A 23,041-nucleotide genomic window follows, 5' to 3' on the forward strand; every position below is an offset into this window, starting at 1 on the left:
GACGATAACAATCGCATATTTGTTGTTAAAATATTACATCGTCCCGCCACCTTGGCGGATGGAGGCAGGGATCTTCTCTGGTCCCTGGTTAATATATTTATTAATAAAAGTGCCTACTTTGGCATCATCGAATTGGTCCAGCTTCATCGTTTTGGTCCATGCCGTCACAACGACCTCACTGCCCTCAGGGATGTCCTTGTTCGGTACAGCGAGAATACCTGATCCAGCTTTGCGGAACTTGGCAAGGTATTTCAGATGCTCCTTCAGCTCATCACTTGCGTTCTCACGATAATAAATGATGATATCCCCATGCTCCAGATTATGTACCAGATATGGATAGCCGGGGAAATCGGTGTAAAATCCAAACTTGATATCATGCGGGTTATGAGGCCCCGACGTCGGGATGGTCATCTCATATTGAATCGGTTCTTCCGTATGATCGGCACCGTAGTATTTATCGTCGGTCACGTCGATCGCAGCACCAGCCTTCAGATCCGCAACATCATATGTAGTAAGTGCGCCCTGCATGAAGAAAAGAACAAACGCAATGATCGACACCCCCAGTAGTGCATGAGCAGCCATGCGGATGGATCGGGTTTTCTTTTTAATCACAGCTCGTTCATTCTTCTTCATATGTGCCAGTACAGACTTCTGGGTGCGTGAAGACCAGATATAAGCTGCGATGGAGAACAATAGAACGATTGCCCCAACGATAAGCCACAGGTAGGATGTGCCTGCCTCGTGGTCCATTTGCATATGATTCATATTCATGTCCATATCGATTTCCTCTACCCTTCGTAATAAAATGAATGATCATAACAATACACTACATAATGTAGTGTTAATGAAAATGGTACAGATCCCATATAAGCATGGGGGGGGTTCTCACCTCATATCCTTACGTAAAAAAGAACATACCTTTACACTACACATTATAGTGTATGGAATGTAACGAGTGCAATCTGCTGACGCTGAAACAAAAGAAGACCCTCCTCGGATAAGGAGGGAGAGCCTTCGTAAGAGCTTTTAAATTAGATGCTACAGACGACCGTATGGAGAATACATCAGGCTAATCAATCCAATGATTGTAGTGCCCAGAAAGCGAGAGAGAATAAAAAACAATACCACATTGGCAATCAACACGCTGTACATGCTATCGATGGCTGCCTTCGTACGATTCAGCGGATACTGGAACAGCACCGTGTTAAGAGATACAAAGATAATCAAATACGAGACAATGAGGAAGAAGATAGCGATGGAATACGAGATAACAATAAACAGATTTGCCAGAACGAGCGACGCTACAGCGGGCACAAGCAATGTACCGAACTGGGCAACCAGTGTTTTGGGACGGAACGTTATTTTTTCAATCTTAAGTATGGCATACATCAACGCGATCGCTACGACCAATGAAATGGCGGTGAACAACAGTGGTCTGATAAACCCACCAATGAACAATCCGTCCATATCCATCCGGGCGAATGTAATCAAAAAGTATGTAGAGGATAGAACCGCAATCAGAGCCATCGTGATCCAACCGTTAAGAGAATGCTGTTCACCAACGGTTTTCATGGTTTGATAAGGGCGGGTGAGCACACTAAGGAAATAGGATAGATACTGTTTGCTTACTTCTTTGGCTTGCTGAACTTTCTCATTTTGTACAATGTTGTTCCACTGATTGGTGTTGTTGTTTCCTGAAGCTGAAGCGCCCTCTGTGCTGGAAGAGTCGGATGCATGTTGTACAGGTCTGGAAGCAGAAGGTGTGTTGGGAGAAATGGGAGCGTGAGGAGGTGTCGCCTGTGTGCTCGACCAACGGGTATATTCAGGTTCGGCAGCAGCGGATTGTTGCTCCTGAGCGGAATTTGCAGTAGGGGAAGAAGGAGTTAGATTAGCGCCGCACCTCTCGCAAAAGCTGGCATTTCCATTTTCATGATTACATACTGGGCATTTCATGGCATGAGCCTCCAATTTCATAAAATTAAGATAATATAGACATTTTGTCTCATTTTAACGGGTGATGACGAAGTTTGTCTATGTTTTCAGGGGAATTAATACCCGGTATTTTCCACCTGAGTATTGATTAAACAGGTCCTCTTATTTTCATATTGACATAAGTATGCGCCGGAATTATGATGTCTTTACCGAAATTGATAATCATTATCATTAAATGAACGTTAATCTAAGGGTTTGTACTCATCGACATATTTATCGCAGGTGTACAACCATATCAGTTTAACCAATGGGGAGTGTATCGTGTTGAAAAAAATATTGGCACTGCCGGCTGTTGTGCTGGCAACTTCGGTTTTACTCGCCGCTTGCGGCAATAATGAAGCGGCTACGGACAAGGCAGAAACACCTGCTGCTCAAAGCGAAAATCAAACTTCCACAGAAACTACGGATGCAGCAGATCAGGAAGCGGCCGGGAGCGATTATACAACCGCAGTGGATGGCTATCGCACGTTTGCAATTGAGCAGATTGATGAATTCGTGAAGCAAACGGAGAAGTTTACGGATGCCGTGAAAGCTGGTGATCTGGAGACTGCCAAATCATTATATGCACCAGCTCGTATGTATTATGAACGTATTGAACCGGTAGCCGAGGCACTTGGGGATTTGGACCCGAATATCGATGCACGTGACGGAGATGTGGAGGCTGCCGACTGGCGCGGATTCCACCGGATTGAGAAAGCGCTCTGGGAAGACAAAACGACCGAAGGCATGACTGACTTTGCGGATACCTTGTTGAGTGATGCGAAGCTCCTGCGTGCCAAAGTGGAGACGATGGACATCGATGCGAGTCTGATGGTAACGGGTGCGGTAGAACTGTTGAATGAGGTTTCCTCCAGCAAGGTAACCGGTGAAGAAGAACGTTATTCCCATACGGATCTGTATGATTTTGCAGCGAATGTAGAGGGAGCACGCGAGATTTATAACCTGCTCAAGGATGATCTGGCTGCCAAAGACAAGGATCTGAATCAGCAAATTGCGGACCGATTCGATGCACTGGAGAAAGAGCTTGCTCCATTCAAGGATGGAGACGGATACGTTTCCTATGAGAAGCTGAAGGATGAAGACGTGAAGAAGTTGAGTCAGAACCTGGATGCATTGGCCGAGCCGCTGTCGAATATGGGACAAGTACTGGGAGTGTAGAACGATGACCGAGCAGAAAAAGGATTCGCTGAAAAAGCCGTTGTCACGGCGTGAAATGCTGAAGCTGACCGGCGTGGCCGGATTGGGTCTGCTTTTGGGCGGAGGCGGTGCCAGCGGTCTGATGGCGCTGGGCCGCAAAAAGAGTCCGGCGTCCGCTGTGGAGCAAGCCTCGCCGAATGACAAAGGCCTGCCCTTTTATGGCAAGCACCAGGCGGGCATTATTACCCCGGCTCAGGATTTCATCTGCTTCGCCGCCTTTGATGTGACGGCGGGAAGTGCGGATGATCTCCGCCGTCTGTTCAAGAACTGGACGGCGGCTGCCGCAGCCATGGCCGCCGGAGAGATGATTGGCGAACATAATACAACGCTGAATACGCCCCCCACCGATACGGGCGAAGCGGCAGGCCTGACACCGTCACGAACCACGTTGACGTTTGGTGTGGGGCCCTCTTTGTTTGACGGGCGCTTCGGGCTGCAGGGCCGGAAGCCCAAGGGCCTGCGCGATCTGCCGGCATTCGCCGGAGATGCGCTGGACCCGCAGTGGTGTGGTGGCGACCTGTGCGTGCAAGTCTGCGCAGACGATATGCAGGTCGTCTTCCATGCCATCCGCAATCTCGCGCGCATCGCACGCGGGCATGCGGTATTGCGCTGGACGCAGGAAGGCTTCCAGCGCACGGGCCGAGCTGACCCTGGGGGTGGAACACCGCGCAACTTGCTCGGCTTCAAGGATGGCACCGGCAATCCGGATACAACGGATGCGGTGCTGATGGACCAGACCGTCTGGGCGCAGCCGGCTGACGGTCCGGGGTGGATGGCTGGCGGCAGCTATATGGCCGTCCGCCGGGTTCGCATGCGTGTGGAGGTGTGGGACCGCTCCACACTGAAGGACCAGGAGGCGACATTTGGACGCCACCGGGACAGCGGAGCGCCGCTCGGCAGCCGCGGCGAGTTCGATCCGGTAGATTTGAAGGCCAAGTCTGCCGATGGGCAGCCTGTAATTCCGGCAACGTCACATCTGCGTCTCGCGAAGGGGGACGGCAGTCAGCAAATTTTACGACGCTCCTACTCGTATTCGAGTGGGCTCGATGCCAAGACCGGGCAGCTGGATGCAGGTTTGCTGTTCATTAGCTATCAACGGGACCTGGAGAAACAGTTTATTCCGATTCAGAAACGACTGGCAAAGAACGACAAGCTGAACGAATATACCGTGCACACAGGCAGTGCTGTATTTGCCTGTTTCCCGGGAATTATGAATGGCGGATATATTGGGGACACCTTAATTTAATGGGGAGGATGACAATGATGGGCAGGATCGCAGATCGGAAGGCGCAGAAGCGGCGGATGTACAAAGGAAGGTTGATGCGCTCCTTGCTGATGCTGCTGGTGTTCCTGATGGTGGGGTCCGGGGTAATTCGCTTACCTGGCATGGCACATGCTTCTGGAGAAGGGCTCCAAAACAATGAGCAGTCTGTGCAAAAACAACTGGATAGTCTATTGCCGCCTGTGGGCAGCGCCTTGGTTGAAGCGGGACAGGGCAAGCTGACAGAAGCGACGGAGGATGTCGCTGAGTTCCGGCAACTGTGGGATGCTGCCAGCACGTTGGTGCCGGAACAGAACGCAGATCAGGTTGCGACGGCCGCCAGCGTTGTAGGTGAAGCCTTGTCCAAAGCGGAACAGGCACTGTCGAGCAATGATTCTGATGCTGCCAAGAAAGCATTGGCGGATCTTGCCCGTGCGACCAATCAGTACATTGAGGCGTTTCAGGTGGCAGAAGAGAGCGACGATGCAGGCCGTAAAGCGGCTGAAAGGCTGCTGCCAGACGCACGTAAAAGCTTGAGTGCAATGGAACAGGGCGATTGGACCCTGGCAGAGCTTGCCTATAAACGGATTGTTACGGCCTGGAAAGGCACCGAAGCTCCGATTCGTCAGGATCATTTTGGCGTATACAGCCAGTTGGAGAAAGACATCAGTCTGGTTCGCATTGCAATGCAGGCCGAGCCCCGCAAGGAAGAACAGGCAACAGCGCGTATGCAGGAACTGGTCACGTTGCTCACAGATTACATTGCAGGGACCCTCAAGGAAGGGGAAGTTGAGGATACGTCAGCATCCTCCGATGTTTCTTCATTGTCCGACCTGCTGAAATTATTGGAGCAAATAGAGCAGCAGATTCAAGCCGGGGATACCACTACTGCTGCAACCGGATTGGAGCAGTTTATCGTGGCCTGGCCTTTGGTTGAAGGTCAGGTGCAGATATCATCTCCAGCTTCATATACGGCCATTGAGAATGAAATGGCCGAAGCATCGGGATATGTCGTCTCCAATCCGCCAAATACGGCGAAGGCAACCGAGGTTATAACCCGAATGATCAATCGGCTGGCGCCGTTAACGGCTACCACCTCATACACGGCATGGGATGCGGCATTGATTTTGCTTCGCGAAGGATTGGAAGCCATTCTGGTACTCTCTGCATTGCTCGCTTATGCCAAGAAGAGTGGCGAGACTGCGGCCCGGCGCTGGATCTGGGCTGGTGCCGGTAGTGGTCTGCTGCTTAGTGCGGCGTTAGCCGTTGTACTGTCGCTGACTCTTGCTGTGGCATCATCGGGCAGCACACGGGAGATGATTGAGGGGTATACGGGGCTTGCAGCCGTTGTACTAATGTTGACGGTTGGGCATTGGATGCATAGCAAATCAAATACCCGCTCCTGGAATAGCTATGTACAGCGACAGGTAGGTGGTGCACTGGCCCGGGGAAGTCTATGGTCACTCTTCGCTGTGGCGGGTCTTGCCATATTGCGGGAAGGTGCGGAGACGGCGATCTTTTATATCGGCATGGCGCCTGCAATTGAGACCTCGCAGATGTTGATCGGTATGGGGGCAGCGTTGCTCATCCTGATTGTATTAGCTGTAGCCATTATTCAGTTCAGTGTACGTCTGCCTGTACGATGGTTTTTCCTGACCGCTACGCTGCTGATCTATTATCTGGTATTTCGTTTCCTTGGAGAGAGTATTCACTCCCTTCAAGTCTCAGCAGCGCTGGGGGCTCATATCGCACCGAGTCTGCCGACGATTGGCTGGCTTGGTATGTATCCGACATGGGAGACCTTTATTCCACAACTCGTTGTGCTCGTCTTTATGATCTTCAATTTGATTCGTACAGAGGTACGTTCAGCCAAAGGAGCATCCAAGGCCTCCGTTTAGCACAGAGCTACGAATCCCGATTAGAGGCTGCGTCCTGCTCGCGTCATATTTTGACCGCATCATAAAAAGGGCATCTATAAGTCCCTATAGAAAAAGCCGTATCCTTCACGTTCTATTCTGCGTGAAAGATACGGCTATTTATTTTTTTAGAGATCTATGAGATAAGTTAAACGGTCTGTGGATTGGCTTTCATAAGTGTGGGTGTGGACTCCCGTATGATCGGTTTGGTTACGATATGCGAGACCTGATAAGGCTGTGACGGATGATCAATCCGGGATAACAGCATCTCCGCAGCCTTAATGCCCATTTCGTTGCTGTAGATATGAACCGTCGTTAATGCAGGCTCAATAATTCGTGATTCAGGTGCGTTATCGAATCCGCATATGACGATATCCTGGGGCACTTTAACATTCCTCGCTCTCAAAGCTCTGATCAAGTCGACTGCGATAAAGTCGTTGGCACACACATACGCATCAGGCAGCGACTTCAGCTCTGCCACGCGTTCGTTCAACCAGCCAGGCTTTGAGAAAAACAGGCGGTCATCATCCACAATGCAATGGGATGGATCGACCTGCAGCCTCGCTTCCAGCATCGCCCGCTGATATCCTACCCAACGTTCATTGAAGCTTTTGCAATGATTGTAATCCCCGGCAAATCCAACATGGTTGTAGCCGCTCTCAATTAATTTTCTGGTTAACTGATACGTGCTGTGCTCATTCTCCATGAGCAGCAAATCTGCATGAAATTCCGGATAACAGATGTCGGAAGCGCAATCGATGAAGATCGTGGGAATTCCGAGATCGGTAATAAGCTGAGTATATTTCAGATTGAACAACTCAATGCAAATGATACCGTCCACGTTGGAAATATCAAAATTGTTGGGAAGTGTAAGTGAGTCCTGATCAACCTCACGTACGATATGAATGGAGAGATTGTATCCCTCTGCGCTGATTCTTTTCTCCAGACCACTGATTAACATCGAACCAAAGTGAGATGTATTGGGCAGATTCTCCGTTAACAGGGCGATATTGTTTGGAGCTTTGGTTAGAACATGCTCATTTTCCATATAGGCAAACTGTTTATATTTAAGTTCAATTGCTTTTTTAATTACACGATTACGTGTCTCATCCGGGATATTTCCGCTATCATTCAAGGCTTTGGAAGCTGTATTCCGGGAGATGCCCAAAGCATCTGCGATGTCCTGTATCGTAACTTTTTCTTTTGCCATCTAGTGCTTCACCTCTAATGATCATATCGTCGTCCATAGTATTATCTTAGTCAAATGTATAATAGATCGGAACAAATAGCAATCTCGATTTTACATATGCACAATTAAGTTTACATTTTTAATTTAAATTAAGCGCTTTTATATGTATTCAGAAGTTTTGTTACAAATGATCATTAGTTTGAAATATCCTACTGCTGATAAGGGGAATGACAGGTTGAAGGGAAATAAACAAACGTTATATATACAATGAAATGCACATTTAGAACTTGGAAAACACACTAAATGTTATCAAATGCACAATTATTTTTTACATAATGTATTGACTAATGCCTAGATTACCTGATAAATTGTAAATTATTAAATGAGCAATTGTAAATATTGAAAGCCCTTACTGCAAACAATTGTCAACTTCAGGAATGAACGGAGGTAATGTGTTGGATAACACAGTGGATACCAAAAAGGGTACAGGAAGGGCGTTGAAAGAGAGGGCATCTACCGGTCACAGGATGCAGCAGTTCAAAAAGAATTATTTTTTGTACTTGTTACTCGCACCAGCTCTGATCCTGACCCTTGTCTTCAAATACATCCCGATGTACGGAGCCATTATCGCATTTAAGGATTTTAGTCCGATCAAAGGTATTATGGGCAGTGAGTGGGTAGGCTTGAAGCATTTTGAGAAGTTTTTGGCTTCGCCCAATTTTGACGTCATCTTTATGAATACGCTTAAACTCAGTTTTTTTGGATTGATATTCAGCTTTCCGGTCCCGATTTTGCTTGCTCTCATGCTCAATCAGGTACGTAAAGCCGGAGTGAAGAAAAACATCCAATTGTTTCTGTATGCACCCAACTTTATCTCGGTAGTTGTCGTTGTGGGTATGCTGTTTATCTTTCTATCCCCAACAGGGCCGATCAATCAGATAGCCACAGCAATTACAGGGCATCCTATTATGTTTATGTCCGAACCGGAATACTTCCGCTGGATATACATTTTGTCGGATATTTGGACCGGGGCGGGCTGGGCTTCCATCATTTATGTCGCTGCTTTGGCCAATGTCGATCCGGAACTTCACAATGCAGCCAACCTGGATGGAGCGAATCTCATTCAGCGTATTCGCCATATCGACCTTCCGACGATTCGACCGATTATGGCCATCGTATTTATTCTTGCCGCTGGCGGGATCATGTCGATTGGATTTGAGAAGGCCTACCTGATGCAGACATCCATGAACTTGCCTTCCTCCGAAATCATTGCCACGTATGTGTACAAGGTGGGCTTGCAGTCCGGAGATTACGCTTATTCTGCGGCAGTAGGATTATTTAACTCCGTCATCAATGTCATTTTGCTGGTGACTGTGAATCTGATCGTGAAGAAATTGAATGAAGGCGAAGGCCTCTATTAGGAAAGGAGTGTTATCCATGGTAGTCAAACATACGGGACTGGATCGACTGATCCTCACGCTGAACGCGATTTTTCTCACCTGTGCCGTACTGGTTGTGGTTGTCCCCCTGATTTATATCGTCGTTGCCTCATTCATGGACCCGACGGTACTGCTGAACCGCGGGCTGTCCTTCAATGTATCCGACTGGAGTCTGGATGGGTATCAGATGATTCTATCCAATCCGGCCATGATTCGAGGGTTTGCCAATGCGGTGCTGTACTCGGTTTCTTTTGCACTAGTGACGGTGACCGTCTCGATATTTGCAGGGTATGCCTTGTCTGATGAAAGGCTGGCTGGGCGAGGATTTTTCATGATTATTTTTATCATCACGATGTTCTTCGGTGGCGGTTTGATCCCGACCTATCTGCTTGTTCGTAATCTAGGCATGCTGGATACGGTATGGGCCATTATCATCCCAGGCGCAGTCAATGTCTGGAACATCATTCTCTCCAGAACCTTCTTCAAAGGGGTGCCGCGAGAACTGAAAGAAGCCGCCAATGTGGATGGTGCCTCCGAGATGAAGATTTTCTTCCAGATCGTCATTCCGTTATCGAAACCTATCATTTTTGTTCTCGCGTTGTACGCGTTTGTAGGCCAGTGGAATTCCTATTTTGACGCCATGATCTATCTGGACAATCCGAACCTCCATCCGCTCCAGCTTGTTCTGCGCTCCATTCTGATTCAGAATCAGGCTGCACCGGGCATGATCAGTGATCAGCTTGCGATGGCGGAACTGAAACGTCTCTCGGAAATGATCAAATATTCAGCCATTGTCATTTCGAGTCTGCCACTCATTATCATGTATCCGTTCTTTCAGAAATACTTCGAAAAAGGTGTCATGGTAGGTTCGCTCAAATAGTGAACAGTCTGAAATATAGCGCGCTCGACCCAACATAATCCACGGAGGTCATTATCATGAAAAAAGTGAACAAGTCCAGAAAAGCCGCTACAACGGCATCCATCTCCATGTTGTCAGCCATGCTCCTGCTCTCGGCGTGTGGCGGGGGAGGAGGCGGTGCGGCAAGTGAAGCCCAGTCACCTGATGGCAAAGTGACATTGAATTTTATAACACAGAGTTCTCCGCTGGCCCCTGCTGATCCGAACGAGAAGCTGATTAACAAGAGACTCGAAGAGAAAACCAATGTGCATATCAACTGGAAGAACTATACGAGTGATGTGTTTGCGGAGAAAAGAAACCTGGCGATAGCCAGCGGTGATTTGCCGGATGCCATTTTTGACGCAGGTTATGGGGATTATGATCTCCTGAAACTGGCGAAGGACGGTGCCATCATTCCACTGGAGGACATGATTGAGCAATACATGCCGAACCTGAAAAAGGTGCTGGAGGAAGCTCCCGAATACAAGAGCATGATTACGGCTCCAGACGGACATATTTATTCCTTTCCCTGGATTGAGGAGCTCGGAAGTGGCAAGCAGCGCATACAGGCGGTTGATGACTTACCTTGGATCAACGTGGAGTGGCTGAACAAGCTCGGACTGAAGATGCCAACGACAACCGAAGAACTGAAACAAGTGCTGATTGCGTTTAAAACCCAGGACCCGAACGGCAATGGCAAGGCTGACGAAATTCCGTTGTCCTTCATTAACAAGCCGGGCGGAGAAGATCTGACATTTCTATTTGCAGCATTTGGACTCGGGGAGAACTGGGACCACACCGTGGTGACCAACGATGGAAAAGTAGTCTTTACGGCAGCTGATGAAGGCTACAAGGAAGCGGTCAAATACATTCACGAACTGGTTCAGGAAGGTCTTGTGGATGTGGAAGCATATCAGCAGGATTGGAATACGTATCTGGCCAAGGGCAAAGACAACAAATATGGTATGTACTTCACTTGGGATAAGGCCAACATTACAGGCATGAATGATACCTATGATGTTCTGCCTCCTGTCGCCGGACCGAATGGAGAAATTAATGTCGCACGTACAAACGGTATCGGTCTAGACCGAGGACGCATGGTTGTTACGAGCAGCAATAAAAATCTGGAATCCACAGCGAAGTGGGTCGACCAATTGTACGATCCGCTCCAATCCGTGCAGAACAACTGGGGAACTTACGGTGATGAGACACAACAGAATATTTTTGAATTGGATGAAGCCAAAGGCATGCTGAAGCATCTTCCGCTGGAAGGCGCTGCACCTGTTGAGCTCAGACAGAAAACGAGCATTGCAGGACCGCTGGCTATTCTAGACAGTTACTATGACAAATACACAACCAAACCGGAAGATGCTGCATGGCGTATGGAACTGCTCGATAAATATATGGTTCCACACATGAAAGCAGAAAACGTCTATCCAAGCGTGTTCTTCTCGATCGATGAACTCGACCGCCTTTCCACCATTGAGACGGATTTGTTCGCCTATGTGCTGCGTATGCGCACGGAATGGTATCAGAATGGAAAGATCGATCAGGAGTGGGACGCTTATCTGAAAGAGTTGGATCGTCTTGGCTTGCAAGAGTGGCTGCAGATTAAACAAGCGGGATATGACCGCAACACCCAATAAAACAAACTGGATGAGGAGCTTTGCCTTACTAGCATTAAGGTGCGTGAGTGAAGCAAAGTGTCCTCTTCAAAGGTTTGATCCAAAGGAGAAACCAATATGTCTACCATTTCAACAACCGATTACCGGGGCGTCTATCACTTCTCACCCAAGGAGAAGTGGATGAATGACCCCAATGGTATGGTATTTTTCAAAGGTGAGTATCACCTGTTCTATCAGCATCATCCGTTTGGCACCACATGGGGACCGATGCATTGGGGACATGCGGTGACCAAGGATCTGGTGACCTGGGAAGAGCTTCCTGTGGCTTTGGCGCCGGATGAACATGGCATGATATTCTCTGGCAGTGCCGTGGTGGACTGGAACAATACGTCTGGATTCTTTGACGATGAGCCAGGACTGGTGGCTATTTTTACCCATCATCAGGAGGTGCCAAACGATCATCCGATTCAGCGGCAGAGCCTCGCATATAGCAAGGATAGCGGCAGAACTTGGATGAAATACGAGGGCAATCCGGTACTGGAGCATGAGTCATTCGTGGATTTCCGTGATCCCAAAGTGTTCTGGCATGAGCAGACCAAGGAATGGATTATGATTATCGCTTGTGGTCAGACGGTATGTCTGTACCATTCTCCCGATCTGAAGGAGTGGACATTGGGCAGTGAATTCGGCGCCGGGATCGGTTCGCATGATGGCGTCTGGGAGTGCCCTGATCTGTTCCCTCTATCCGTGGATGGGGATGCAAGCCAGGAGAAATGGGTGATGCTTGTCAGCATTGGTGCAGATCCGGCCTTCAAGGAAGGCTCCAGAACGCAATACTTCACCGGAGATTTTAATGGGATTACATTTGTTCCTGATGAAGCTTCCCATACCGTTCGCTGGCTTGATCATGGTCGGGATAACTACGCAGGGGTCAGTTGGTCTGACATTCCGGCAGAAGACGGCAGACGCCTGTTTATGGGTTGGATGAGCAACTGGATGTATGCCAATCAGACACCAACCGAAGCATACCGCGGCGCGATGACCATTGCGAGAGAGCTGACATTGGAGAAAAGGGACGGGGAAGTCCTGCTGGTTCAGCGTCCTGCACGCGAGTTGGAGCAAGCCCGCACCCCAGTACTGTCCTTACAGAATGCTTCTATTAGACAAGTGAGTGAACAGTTGAATACTTTGCGCCTTGTAAACTATGAGATATATGCGGAATGGGCTTCTGATCAATCTGTTCAATTTGCATTACGAAGTGGTGCAGGCAACGAAACGCTCATCGGCGTGGACGCTAGCCAGAATGAGGTATATGTTGATCGCAGTCGATCGGGTATTAGCGATTTCCATGAACATTTCCTGGGCCGCCATGCAGCGGGATTAAAAGCAGTGGACAGCAACCAACATATGCGTATTTATGTGGATTACTCATCTGTAGAGGTATTTGCCAATGACGGTCAAGCGGTTATTACCGATCTGATCTATCCGGATGCGGGTTCCAAGGGAATCTCTGTTCAGTCCCAAAATAAGGATTTAGTATTTGCTTCGCTTCATATCTACGAGCTATCCCCCATCCGAGTTGAAGGTCAGTCAGAATGATCGTGAGGGGGACAGTAAGATGCGTATAGGAGCAATAGAAGCCGGTGGAACGAAGTTTGTATGTGGTGTAGGTAACGAACGAGGGGAAATTGAAGATTGGTGCAGCTTTCCAACGGAACATCCCGAGACCACACTGGCGAAGGTGATCGACTATTTCAGGGACAAAGGAGTGGTGGCGATCGGGATCGGCTCCTTTGGTCCGATTGATCTGCAACCGGATAGCCCCACCTATGGTTACATTACGACAACGCCCAAGCCAGGGTGGGAAAACTGTAATGTTATTGGGTCATTGAAGCGTGAATTCCCGATTCCCTTCGGATGGGATACGGATGTGAATGCAGCGGCCCTTGGAGAAGTCACTTGGGGAGCAGCAAAGGGACTGGACAATTGTGTGTATTATACGATTGGCACAGGTGTTGGGATTGGGCTTGTGGCGGGAGGTAAACGTGTGCATGGAATGCTGCACCCGGAAGGTGGACACATCCGGACGAGACGGCACCCGGAGGATCATTTTGCCGGATTATGTCCGTATCATGGCGATTGCCTGGAGGGAATGGCTGCGGGGCCAGCCATTCAAGCCCGCTGGCAGAGCCCTGGCAGCGAACTGCCGGCAGACCACCCGGCCTGGGAGATCGAATCCTTTTACATTGCGGAGTCCATCACAACGGGCATTCTGCTTCACTCCCCTCAAAAGGTCATCTTGGGCGGAGGGGTGATGCAGCAAAGTCATCTGTTTCCCATGATCCGGCATCAGGTTGTACGGAATCTGAATGGTTATGTGAATGCAGCCCCAATAACGCAACATATTGACCAATATATTGTCCAGCCTGGATTGGGCCAGCACGCAGGACTATGCGGTGCCCTCGCATTGGGTTTAGAAGCATTGCAGCATGAAACATATGTTTCATAGCGTTTGATATGTATGGACGTCCCAGAAGGGGCGGATGCAGGTTCACTTATCTAAGAGACTGCGCCGCCCTTTGTGGGATTTTTGTCTCATCTACTATATGAAAAGAGGGAATGCTCATGAAAATCATCTTCCGTTCCATTGGTTGTGTTCTATTATCATGTGTCCTTGGATCTTCTGCTGCTGGAGCCTATTTCACAACATCTGTTATGGAGACAACTGCCTCGCAAAGGATAGAACAGACCTCCAAGGAATCAGCAAAACAGGGGGAGGTGGTTCAAATGTTAACCAAAGTGTCTAAGGCAATAACGAATTTGTCAGATTGGACATTGCAAGGTAGAGGCAATCTGGAAGATACGGATGATGGACTTCGTCTGACTTCGGACGCCGGGGAGAATGTGATGGCCATATCGGCTACACGAGCCGATAATTTTATCTTTGAAGCTGATTTGATGATTCAGAATATGAAAGCGGATACAAGTCTTGTTTTTCGATCCAATGATACAGGTTGGTCTTCATATATGCTGCAAGTGGTTCCTCAGGCTGGTGTAATACGTCTAAGAGATGCCAGTGGACAGCCGGGAACGTTAAATGTAGAACATAAAGAAAACCTGGAATCTGGGAGTATCTATCATCTGAAAGTGAAGGCGGACGGAGAAAGCCTTCAGGTATATTGGGATAATCGGTATGACCCGGTGATTGATGTGAAAGACAGTGCCTACTCGTCAGGGAATCTGGGGCTCCATGTATGGGATGGGTCGGCTTTGTTCCAGAATGTGCAGGTTAGTACAATGAATGGCAATATCGGCAAAACGATTAGCAGCGTAGGTGAATGGCAGCCGGATTTGAAAGGATATAAAGGGAAAGCAAACGCGCAGGGGAAAGGAAGGGTCATTTACGAGAAAGCGACATCTGATTTTGTATATGAAGGAAATATATCTCTTGCCAATGCGAGTACCTCAGCAGCGCTGCTATTCAGGGCAAATGCAGATGGAACGAAGGGATATGAAGCAGCCCTGATTCGGGAAGGAGAAGAAGTTCGGGTGCAACTTCGAAAAGCGGACGGTACCGTGCTCGCCAGCTCGAATAGCAAGGTTCCAAGCCAACCGGGAGCGAGGCATCACATCGAAGTTATAGCCTCGGGCAGCTTGATTCAAATCTATGTAGATGGGTACACGCCTGCGGCTGTTGAGGTAACAGATAAAAGCTACGCTAATGGAAATGCTGGACTTGTCGTGCAACAAGGCATCGCTTATTTTCAGGATATCTATGTAACGGAAGAGTCGGTGTACTATAAAGAAAACTATCGTCCCCAGTACCATTATTCTCCGATTCGAGGATCGGCAAGTGATCCAAACGGGCTGGTCTATTACGAAGGAGAATATCATCTGTTTCATCAGGATGGAGGCACCTGGGCTCATGCCGTCAGTTCTGATCTGGTAAATTGGAAGCGTTTACCTATTGCGTTACCTTGGAATGATCAGGGCCATGTATGGTCGGGATCAGCAATTGCTGATCTGAATAATGCCTCCGGTCTGTTCACGGATTCGGGCGGAAAAGGTCTGATTGCGTACTACACTTCCTATCATCCAGATAAACCTGGTGGCAATCAGCGTATCGGCCTCGCCTATAGTACTGATCAAGGCCGGAATTGGCAATACGCCAAAGATCGTCCGATTGTCATTGAGAATCCGGGCAAGAATGGTGATGATCCGGGAAGCTGGGATTTCCGTGATCCGAAGGTCGTCCGGGATGAAGATCACAACCGTTGGGTGATGGTGGTGTCCGGCGGGGATCACATCCGGTTCTTTACTTCAACCAATCTGCTCGATTGGACCTTAACCGATAACTTCGGATATGGCGATTATGTTCGAGGTGGTGTGTGGGAGTGTCCCGATCTGATTCAGCTGCCTGTAGATGGAACGGGGCAACGTAAGTGGGTGCTAATGATCAGTACAGGGGCCAATCCGAAAACTCAGGGATCAGATGCGGAATATTTTGTAGGCCAGCTAACAGCTGATGGGAAATTCCTGAACGATCATCCGTCGGGGCAAGTGTTGAGAACGGACTTCGGTAAGGAGTTCTACGCAGCGATGTCCTTTGCGAATATGCAGGACCAGCGGAAAATCATGCTGGCATGGATGACGAACTGGGATTATCCGTTTGAATTCCCAACTTCCTCATGGAAAGGGCAACTGACCATACCAAGAGAAATCTCTCTTCGAACCACGGATGAAGGAGTACGTTTGGTACAAACACCAATCACTGAACTCCAGACACTGCGGCATAACCTGTATAGTGCACAACAAATGATCGTTGGCCCAAAAACAAAAAATCCGCTTGATGGGCTAACGGCAGGGGCATATGAGATTGAAGCTGAAGTGGAAATTCCGGCTAACAGCTCTGTAACCGAGTTTGGCTTTCAACTGCGTCAAAGAGAAGGGCAGAAGACCACCGTAGGATACAGAGTAAATACGCAGAACATGTTCGTGGATCGCACCGCTTCGGGGGACGTAAGCTTCTCCGACTTATTCACCAAGGTACACGAGGCCCCGTTACAACCTGAAAATCGAAAGGTGAAGTTACGTATATTCGTCGATGAATCCTCTATAGAGGTCTTTGGTAATGATGGCAAGGTTGCCTTCTCAGATGTCATTTTTCCAGATCCGGCGGGAAGGGCAATGGCTTTCTATAGCCTGGGTGGGGAAGTGAAGGTGAGCTCCATGAAGGTGTACGCCTTAGATAACATCTGGAGAAAGAGCACTTCCTCCAAGGCTCAGGTTATTGCAGATATACAAAGAAGAACGGCGAATGTTGGGCAGACACAAACGCTGTACGCCACGGTGGAAGGCAGACCCGGAAAAGGTGCCACTCAAACGTTGAAATGGAAGGTAAGCAATCCTAAAGTGGTGCAAATCGTTCATTCTGATAAAACGAAAGCGACGGTTCGAGCTGTGGGTGGAGGCGAAGCAGTAGTAACGGTATCAACGGCAGACGGCAAAGCTTCTGCCCAAATACCGATAACGGTATCCAGTGGCATATTCCATACCAACTTGTCCGGCTGGAAGTCGGATAAGTCATCGGCCCAATGGCTTATTTCCAAACAAGGCATACAGGGCAACTATAGTGGAGATACACAATATATCGCACAGGAAACGGCAGGGGATTTTCAATATGATGCTGATCTGACGCTGGGAGCACAGGGGGGAGCAGGTTCTATTGTATTCCGTGCAAGTGAGGATGGACGAAGCGGCTACTATTTGAATATGGACCCGAACCTGAAGTCCATCCGGCTATTTTATAAAGTGGATGGAAAAATCGAAAATCGACAGGTACTTGCTCAAATCCCGAGATTCGTTCGTAAAGATCATACGTATCACATCCAGATTCAGGCGAACGGTCCTCGAATCCAGGTTGATGTAGACGGTGAGCGAGTCCTGGATCTTCAGGATGGAACGTTTGCCGAAGGACATTTTGGACTTCATGTGTTCGGTGGGAATGCGTCCTTCCAGAATGTGAATGCAATCCATAGGAAGAAAGCAGAATTGGAGCAGGTGATGATTTATAACGCAGGACGTCCCGTTACGGTGCAGGCTGTTCCATCTGAAGCAGGAGAAGTGATAAAGGTTGCTGAGGAGACAGAGAATGCAAGTGAAGGCTTCAAATGGGTACTTGTACCGACAGGCGATGATTCCGGCTCTTACTCCATTCGAACCTTGAGCGGAATGTCTCTTGATTGGGATGTAGGACAGAATCGTATTCAGCTCTATTCGTATCTTGGTTATGCGAATCAACGCTGGAACATTTCAAAGAATGAGGACGGGACGATGCGCATTACAAGTTCTCATAACGGGAAAGCACTTGGCATATCCGAGGATGGGGCTGAGCTGGTAATGGATGAGTATCGTCAAGAGAATGAGTATCAAAAGTGGGTTATTAAGCAACAATAATAGAGAAAAGGGGTGCAGTTATCTCCAAGCACGCTTACGGTGAACATTTACGAATTGTTTTCGCTAGTTTATACCTATCGTTCGCTTTTATGTGTTATTTGCATGTTAACTATATCTTTTGGGTTGCCTAAAATCGTAGATATATGTATAATCAATCGTGTTAACACGTCGAACGTACGGTAGTAAATGATGTGGGTGAGTTCATGGAACTGCTGGACAGCAATGAGAGCAAGAAGAAGATGTGCCAGTATTATAACGAAATTTCGAAGGAACTGTTCGGCTTTGGCACCACTCTCCTGAGAGTGACCATTGATCAGAACATTGTGACCTTCTACGCGAAGCACCGACGTTCACCGCGCTCTGACGCCCTGGAAGGGGAGGCCCCCGGCTTGAAGCTGGAAGTGGACTTCCGCATGTCTGTCTTGTATAAGAAGAAATTCAGGGAGAAGTTGGAGCAGCACATGGGTTTGCCAATCGAAGCTGTATTACGGGATTACGATGCGTCCACGCAGTGGGCCATTACGAATGTGATATTGGAACAAGCATAGGATGGATCGACAGGTTCGATGCATGTGTTGCGAACGATTCTAATTCATCATTCTGATTCCGAACAATTTCATATGATGGCGTCTGACTTCGGATTGATTCTGAAGCAGAAACCGATGATGTACCGGCAGCGGGTGTCGCTTTCCTTTGTTTACGAAGAAAAGTGTTCTTGTTTATACAAGAATGCTTTTCTTTTTGTTTTTTTAAGTTGAACTATATGAGCCCAACTAACAAATATTCACACTGGCACTCCGATGACAGAACAACCTTCCGATCGCTGTTATTCCCAGATTTCTTTGATTGTATTTAGAAAAGGTGAAATCCGGGAATAAAGGCGAAGCGTATGCTTTCGATGCAGCTTTCTTTCAGAAAGCTTTTAGCTCCGCTACTTCAGGTTTCTTCTGTCCTCTACGTTATTGTGTAAAATTTTTAGTTGAGAATATCAAGCTAGTTCAACTTAATGGTTTGGGTTGTAATATCACACATATCAGGGGGAATCAGGATCATGATGAAAAAGTGGATTAGCGGTTTGGCGGCAGTGGCAATGACATCGGTATTACTTGCAGGATGCGGCAGCAGTACAGAGAGCGCAACAGGCGGATCAGGCAGCGGAGGCACAGCGCCAACCAAACTGGTCGTCTCTACTTGGGGATTCTCGGAAGATTTCTTTAATGAAGAAGTATTTGGTCCATTTGAAAAAGAACATAATGTAGACATTGTGCTTGAAGTGGGTAACAACGCTGAGCGTCTGAACAAAATCCGCCAAGGTACATCCAATGTTGATGTGATCTATTTGTCCGATTACTATGCACAACAAGGTATCGATGAAGGTCTGTTTGAGAAAATCGACCGTTCCAAAATTCCAAATGTAAATGACATTTATGATATTGCCAAAGCACCACTTGGTGAAGATTATGGCCCGGCCTACACGGTTGGACAGCTCGGTATCGCTTATAACCCAGACCTCGTTAACAAAGAAGTCACTTCATGGGCTGATCTGTGGGATCCAGCGTTTGCGGGTAACCTGACCATTCCGAACATTACGGCAACAGCAGGCCCAATGGTATTGGATGCAGCTTCACGTGTAGCCGGAAACGAAACATTTAATGAAGATGCAGCTTTTGCGGAACTGAAAAAATTAAGCAGCAACGTTGTTAAATTTTACACGCAAACCTCCGAATTCGTGAACATGTTCTCCCAGGAAGAGATTGCTGGCGGACCGATTATGGAAATGTACTTCAAAGATTTGAAAGCGGCAGTGCCAAATGCGAAGTTTGTTACGCCTAGCGAAGGTGCGTATGCCGTCATGAATACGATCAATGTCGTGAAAGGCAGTAAGAACAAAGAACTCGCCGAAGAATTCATCAACTGGCAGCTCAGCCAGGATGTACAAAGCAAATCTGCCAAAGCTAAAGTGGATTCCCCGGTAAATACGAAGGTTGAATTGAATGCCGAAGAAGCAGAAGGCGTAACGTATGGTGCTGACGTCGTTGGCAAGCTGAACAAGCTGGATATGGAATTTGTGAATCAACAGGCTAAAGCATGGACAGATCGTTGGAACCGCGAGATTGCACAATAAGCTTAATTATCGTTAGAACGATAAGGTTTAGAGACAGGTATGATTGTACTCGACAAACAAAAATTTGCAGCAAGCAATCATTTAACGGCAGAGGAGTTGGGAATGTATGAGTGAAACAGGAAATCGCATCATTCTGGATGTGGATACCGGTATTGATGACGCGCTGGCGATCTTGCTGGCCGTCAAGAGTCGGAAGCTGGACATTCTCGGGATTACCACCGTCTGCGGGAACGTATCACTTCAGCAGGCAACGGATAATACATGCAAAATTCTCGAGCTGGTGGGAGCACCCTCCATTCCGGTCATTGCCGGAGCGGCTGGGCCACTCACACGCAAGTCTCACTATGAGCACCGGGTACATGGACAAGACGGATTGGGTGGTGCGCTGCCTGATCCGGCCGCGTCCAAGCAGGCGGATGAAGGTTTTGCCCCGGAATTTATCGTTGAACAAGCGAAGTTGTACCCAGGCGAACTAACACTGATCATGACCGCGCCGTTAACGAATCTGGCTCTGGCTTTAATGAAGTGTCCTGAACTACCTACATTATTGAAGGAAGTCATCTTCATGGGTGGTGTCGTTCGTGGGCATGGCAACATTACACCTACTGCGGAGTACAACACGTACGCTGATCCCGAAGCCGCACGCATTGTATTACATGCAGGTTTCGAGAAGCTTACGCAGGTGGGCTTGGATGTTACCCGCCAAACACTGCTGAATGAAGAAGCCATCGGACGATTGACTGATCCAGTATTGCGCGATTACGTGGCACAGAGCACAGAGATTTACATCAAGCGGTATGAAGAAATGAACGGCGTCCGCGCTTGCGCATTGCATGATCCGCTGGCAGTAGGCGTCGCTCTTGCCCCGGAACTGGTTGGACGCAAATCGTATTACGTCGATGTAGAGACGGCCAGCCGCCTGTGTGATGGTCAGATGGTATGTGACTTCCAAAACCGTTTGGGCGAACAACCCAACACATTGGTATGCGAAACGGTAGATGCCGAAGCATTCCTTGAACTGTTTATTAACGCATTAAATGCGTAGCTATGATCTTCACGGCATTGGGGTACAGTCTAAAAATCAATCCTTACGTATTTCGCTGGTAGTGGAGGGGACGAAATCGATTCTGTAGAAGCGAAGCGTTCGCCTTTATCCTTGGATTTTTCCTTCTAAACAGAAGGAGATCAAGAAAATCCAAGGATAACAGCGATCGAAAGAACGATTCGTAACCGTAACGGCTGGTGCGACTAACGTGTAGCATTTATTTTGAAATGTGCTCCAATGAAACGTGTGAATAAAACCATTTTATAAGTCAGGAGTACCGCGATGAAGAAATCAGTATACTGGCTATTGCTGCCGGGATTTGTGTTTTTGGCGGCATTTATGATCATTCCGATTGTCCTGACGATCGGATCGACGTTTTTTCAGGAAAACTCCTTCACGTTTGAAGGATACATGCATTTTTTCAGAGACCCTTACTTTTTGAAAATATTGCTTACGACGCTGCAGGTCAGCGTGGTCACCACCATCGTCTGCGTGGTGCTCGGATTCCCGACAGCTTATTATATTTCACGGAAAGCGCCGCGCCGCAAAGGCATTTTGCTCGCGCTGGCCATCTTCCCGCTGCTGACGAGCCCGGTTGTGCGCTCGTTTAGCTGGATGATTATTCTCGGACGCAAAGGGCTGATAAACAACGCCCTCGTTGGGCTTGGTATCGTGGACAAGCCGCTGGATATTCTGTATACGCCGGCAGCCATGATGATTGGTTTGACCCATCTGTTCCTGCCGCTCATGATCATTTCCCTGGTCGGTGTGCTTGAGAACATCGATGGTGATCTGCTTAAGGCAGCGCAGAGCCTCGGTGCATCCCGCTTTACGGCATTCCGCCGGGTGGTGTTCCCGCTGGCTGTGCCAGGGCTTGTGATCGGAGCCGTACTTGTTTTTGTCGGAAGCCTGACGGCTTATACGACGCCTGCACTATTGGGAGGCAAACAGCGCGTAATTGCGACGTTCCTCTATCAGAACGCCATGACCCTGAACGACTGGTATCTGGCCTCGGTCGTTGCTGCGATTATGATTGTCATTACGTTTGTCGTGGTCGGTGTCATGAACAAAATGGCCAAAACTTTAAATCCGAAGGGGTAGACATATGCGGGAGAAACATATCGGGCTGGGCCTGTTCAGTCTGCTGGTCTTTATCTTTCTGCTGGGCCCGCTTCTGATCATCTCGGTGACTTCGTTTGAACCGGGGACGGTACTCAAATTTCCGCCGGAGGGCTTCTCCCTCCGCTGGTACGAGAATATTTTCAACACAGGCGGTTTCCTCCGCACGTTCCAGACGTCCATCATCATTTCCCTACTGGGAAACTTGTTGGCGCTGTTGCTCGGGGTTCCGGCTGCGTACGCACTTAGTCGTTATGATTTCAAAGGCAAGTCGGTGCTGAATGCATTGTTCCTGTCTCCGGTACTCATTCCGGGAATCGTGCTTGGTTTTACATTGATGAAATACCTGATCGTGATCTATCATTTGCCGATGTATCTAGGTCTGCTAATCGGTCACACGATTATTATGCTTCCATTTATCATTCGCGTTATCGCATCGAGTCTGTCGAGCTTTGACTTTGCGGTAGAAGAAGCAGCCCTGAGTCTCGGCGCAGGACGGGTTAGAACGTTCTTCCAGATCGTGCTGCCTAACATTCGCTCAGGGATTCTCGCGGCGGTGCTGATTGCCTTTCTGGAGTCGTTCAACAACGTGGACATTTCCGTGTTTATGACCGGACCAGGGGTAAGCACATTGCCAATTCAGATGCTGACCTATGTAGAAAATTATTTTGACCCAACCATTGCAGCCATTTCCGTGCTTTTGATGGTATTGACTGGACTTTTAATGTTCGTGATCGAACGGATCATGGGCGGATTCTCATACTTTACTAAACGTTAAT

Annotated in this window: 17 protein-coding genes; 14 read left to right on the forward strand and 3 right to left on the reverse strand. The window is 48.3% G+C overall.

Translation table 11 applies throughout. The annotated features are described in order from the left end of the window. Positions 1-33 precede the first annotated feature (33 nt). Both BMY78_RS21105 and BMY78_RS21110 read right to left on the reverse strand, forming a co-directional pair. The gene (locus BMY78_RS21105) at positions 34-771 is read right to left on the reverse strand and encodes a DUF3105 domain-containing protein (RefSeq protein WP_177185827.1); all 738 of its coding nucleotides are present in this window, start codon (positions 769-771) and stop codon (positions 34-36) included. 267 nt (positions 772-1,038) lie between these two features. Beyond that, positions 1,039-1,953, reverse strand: coding sequence for a zinc ribbon domain-containing protein (locus tag BMY78_RS21110; RefSeq protein ID WP_090903351.1), 915 nt, complete (start codon positions 1,951-1,953; stop codon positions 1,039-1,041). 303 nt (positions 1,954-2,256) lie between these two features. On the opposite strand from BMY78_RS21110, the gene efeO reads away from it, so the two are divergent. Genes efeO through BMY78_RS21125 form a run of 3 tightly spaced genes read left to right on the forward strand, consistent with a single transcriptional unit; the run spans position 2,257 to position 6,348 of the window. Then, on the forward strand, positions 2,257-3,150 hold the full coding sequence (efeO, locus tag BMY78_RS21115; protein ID WP_090903353.1) for an iron uptake system protein EfeO: 894 nt from the start codon (positions 2,257-2,259) through the stop codon (positions 3,148-3,150). A 4-nt stretch (positions 3,151-3,154) separates the two neighbouring features. Continuing rightward, entirely contained in the window at positions 3,155-4,435 is a 1,281-nt protein-coding gene (gene efeB, locus BMY78_RS21120) for an iron uptake transporter deferrochelatase/peroxidase subunit (protein WP_090903355.1), read from the forward strand. Between the two features lie 14 nt (positions 4,436-4,449). Further along, positions 4,450-6,348 carry an FTR1 family iron permease gene (locus tag BMY78_RS21125; protein ID WP_256222244.1) on the forward strand — a complete coding sequence of 633 codons (1,899 nt, stop codon included), beginning with the start codon at positions 4,450-4,452 and terminating at the stop codon, positions 6,346-6,348. A 166-nt stretch (positions 6,349-6,514) separates the two neighbouring features. Here BMY78_RS21125 and BMY78_RS21130 read toward each other — a convergent pair whose 3' ends face one another. Continuing rightward, positions 6,515-7,576, reverse strand: coding sequence for a LacI family DNA-binding transcriptional regulator (locus BMY78_RS21130; protein WP_090903357.1), 1,062 nt, complete (start codon positions 7,574-7,576; stop codon positions 6,515-6,517). 506 nt (positions 7,577-8,082) lie between these two features. Here BMY78_RS21130 and BMY78_RS21135 point away from each other — a divergent pair. From BMY78_RS21135 to BMY78_RS21190, 11 genes are all read left to right on the forward strand, one after another. Further along, positions 8,083-8,976, forward strand: a complete 894-nt coding sequence (locus tag BMY78_RS21135) for an ABC transporter permease (protein WP_240342996.1) — start codon at positions 8,083-8,085, stop codon at positions 8,974-8,976. 16 nt (positions 8,977-8,992) lie between these two features. Further along, entirely contained in the window at positions 8,993-9,874 is an 882-nt protein-coding gene (locus tag BMY78_RS21140) for a carbohydrate ABC transporter permease (protein ID WP_062321441.1), read from the forward strand. 56 nt (positions 9,875-9,930) lie between these two features. Continuing rightward, complete coding sequence (locus BMY78_RS21145) at positions 9,931-11,538, forward strand: ABC transporter substrate-binding protein (RefSeq protein ID WP_090903361.1); 1,608 nt, start codon at positions 9,931-9,933, stop codon at positions 11,536-11,538. Positions 11,539-11,634: 96 nt separating this feature from the next. Then, positions 11,635-13,116 (forward strand): glycoside hydrolase family 32 protein, encoded by a 1,482-nt coding sequence (locus BMY78_RS21150; RefSeq protein ID WP_090903363.1) that lies wholly within the window; start codon positions 11,635-11,637, stop codon positions 13,114-13,116. A 19-nt stretch (positions 13,117-13,135) separates the two neighbouring features. Next, complete coding sequence (locus BMY78_RS21155; RefSeq protein ID WP_090903365.1) at positions 13,136-14,026, forward strand: ROK family protein; 891 nt, start codon at positions 13,136-13,138, stop codon at positions 14,024-14,026. A 278-nt stretch (positions 14,027-14,304) separates the two neighbouring features. Continuing rightward, positions 14,305-17,973: a GH32 C-terminal domain-containing protein gene (locus BMY78_RS21160; protein ID WP_090903634.1), complete on the forward strand. Its 3,669-nt coding sequence runs from the start codon at positions 14,305-14,307 to the stop codon at positions 17,971-17,973. A 203-nt stretch (positions 17,974-18,176) separates the two neighbouring features. Further along, positions 18,177-18,521 carry a Na-translocating system protein MpsC family protein gene (locus tag BMY78_RS21165; RefSeq protein WP_024632855.1) on the forward strand — a complete coding sequence of 115 codons (345 nt, stop codon included), beginning with the start codon at positions 18,177-18,179 and terminating at the stop codon, positions 18,519-18,521. A gap of 506 nt (positions 18,522-19,027) precedes the next feature. Then, positions 19,028-20,098 (forward strand): ABC transporter substrate-binding protein, encoded by a 1,071-nt coding sequence (locus BMY78_RS21175; protein ID WP_090903635.1) that lies wholly within the window; start codon positions 19,028-19,030, stop codon positions 20,096-20,098. A gap of 106 nt (positions 20,099-20,204) precedes the next feature. Further along, positions 20,205-21,143 carry a nucleoside hydrolase gene (locus BMY78_RS21180; RefSeq protein WP_090903369.1) on the forward strand — a complete coding sequence of 313 codons (939 nt, stop codon included), beginning with the start codon at positions 20,205-20,207 and terminating at the stop codon, positions 21,141-21,143. A gap of 282 nt (positions 21,144-21,425) precedes the next feature. After that, positions 21,426-22,244 (forward strand): ABC transporter permease, encoded by an 819-nt coding sequence (locus BMY78_RS21185; RefSeq protein ID WP_090903370.1) that lies wholly within the window; start codon positions 21,426-21,428, stop codon positions 22,242-22,244. Between the two features lie 4 nt (positions 22,245-22,248). Continuing rightward, a complete protein-coding gene (locus BMY78_RS21190) occupies positions 22,249-23,040 on the forward strand; it encodes an ABC transporter permease (protein ID WP_024632851.1) in 792 nt (263 codons plus the stop codon). Position 23,041 lies beyond the last annotated feature (1 nt).

Source organism: Paenibacillus sp. OK076, assembly GCF_900110055.1.
In the GTDB taxonomy this organism is placed as follows: domain Bacteria; phylum Bacillota; class Bacilli; order Paenibacillales; family Paenibacillaceae; genus Paenibacillus.

Bases quoted from the DNA above. Each gene is read 5' to 3' on its own strand.
- BMY78_RS21105 (WP_177185827.1), bottom strand. From the start codon at position 771: ATGAATATGAATCATATGCAAATGGACCACGAGGCAGGCACATCCTAC.
- BMY78_RS21110 (WP_090903351.1), bottom strand. From the start codon at position 1,953: ATGAAATGCCCAGTATGTAATCATGAAAATGGAAATGCCAGCTTTTGC.
- efeB (WP_090903355.1), top strand. From the start codon at position 3,155: ATGACCGAGCAGAAAAAGGATTCGCTGAAAAAGCCGTTGTCACGGCGT.
- BMY78_RS21125 (WP_256222244.1), top strand. From the start codon at position 4,450: ATGATGGGCAGGATCGCAGATCGGAAGGCGCAGAAGCGGCGGATGTAC.
- BMY78_RS21130 (WP_090903357.1), bottom strand. From the start codon at position 7,576: ATGGCAAAAGAAAAAGTTACGATACAGGACATCGCAGATGCTTTGGGC.
- BMY78_RS21135 (WP_240342996.1), top strand. From the start codon at position 8,083: ATGCAGCAGTTCAAAAAGAATTATTTTTTGTACTTGTTACTCGCACCA.
- BMY78_RS21140 (WP_062321441.1), top strand. From the start codon at position 8,993: ATGGTAGTCAAACATACGGGACTGGATCGACTGATCCTCACGCTGAAC.
- BMY78_RS21145 (WP_090903361.1), top strand. From the start codon at position 9,931: ATGAAAAAAGTGAACAAGTCCAGAAAAGCCGCTACAACGGCATCCATC.
- BMY78_RS21150 (WP_090903363.1), top strand. From the start codon at position 11,635: ATGTCTACCATTTCAACAACCGATTACCGGGGCGTCTATCACTTCTCA.
- BMY78_RS21155 (WP_090903365.1), top strand. From the start codon at position 13,136: ATGCGTATAGGAGCAATAGAAGCCGGTGGAACGAAGTTTGTATGTGGT.
- BMY78_RS21160 (WP_090903634.1), top strand. From the start codon at position 14,305: ATGTTAACCAAAGTGTCTAAGGCAATAACGAATTTGTCAGATTGGACA.
- BMY78_RS21165 (WP_024632855.1), top strand. From the start codon at position 18,177: ATGGAACTGCTGGACAGCAATGAGAGCAAGAAGAAGATGTGCCAGTAT.
- BMY78_RS21175 (WP_090903635.1), top strand. From the start codon at position 19,028: ATGAAAAAGTGGATTAGCGGTTTGGCGGCAGTGGCAATGACATCGGTA.
- BMY78_RS21180 (WP_090903369.1), top strand. From the start codon at position 20,205: ATGAGTGAAACAGGAAATCGCATCATTCTGGATGTGGATACCGGTATT.
- BMY78_RS21185 (WP_090903370.1), top strand. From the start codon at position 21,426: ATGAAGAAATCAGTATACTGGCTATTGCTGCCGGGATTTGTGTTTTTG.
- BMY78_RS21190 (WP_024632851.1), top strand. From the start codon at position 22,249: ATGCGGGAGAAACATATCGGGCTGGGCCTGTTCAGTCTGCTGGTCTTT.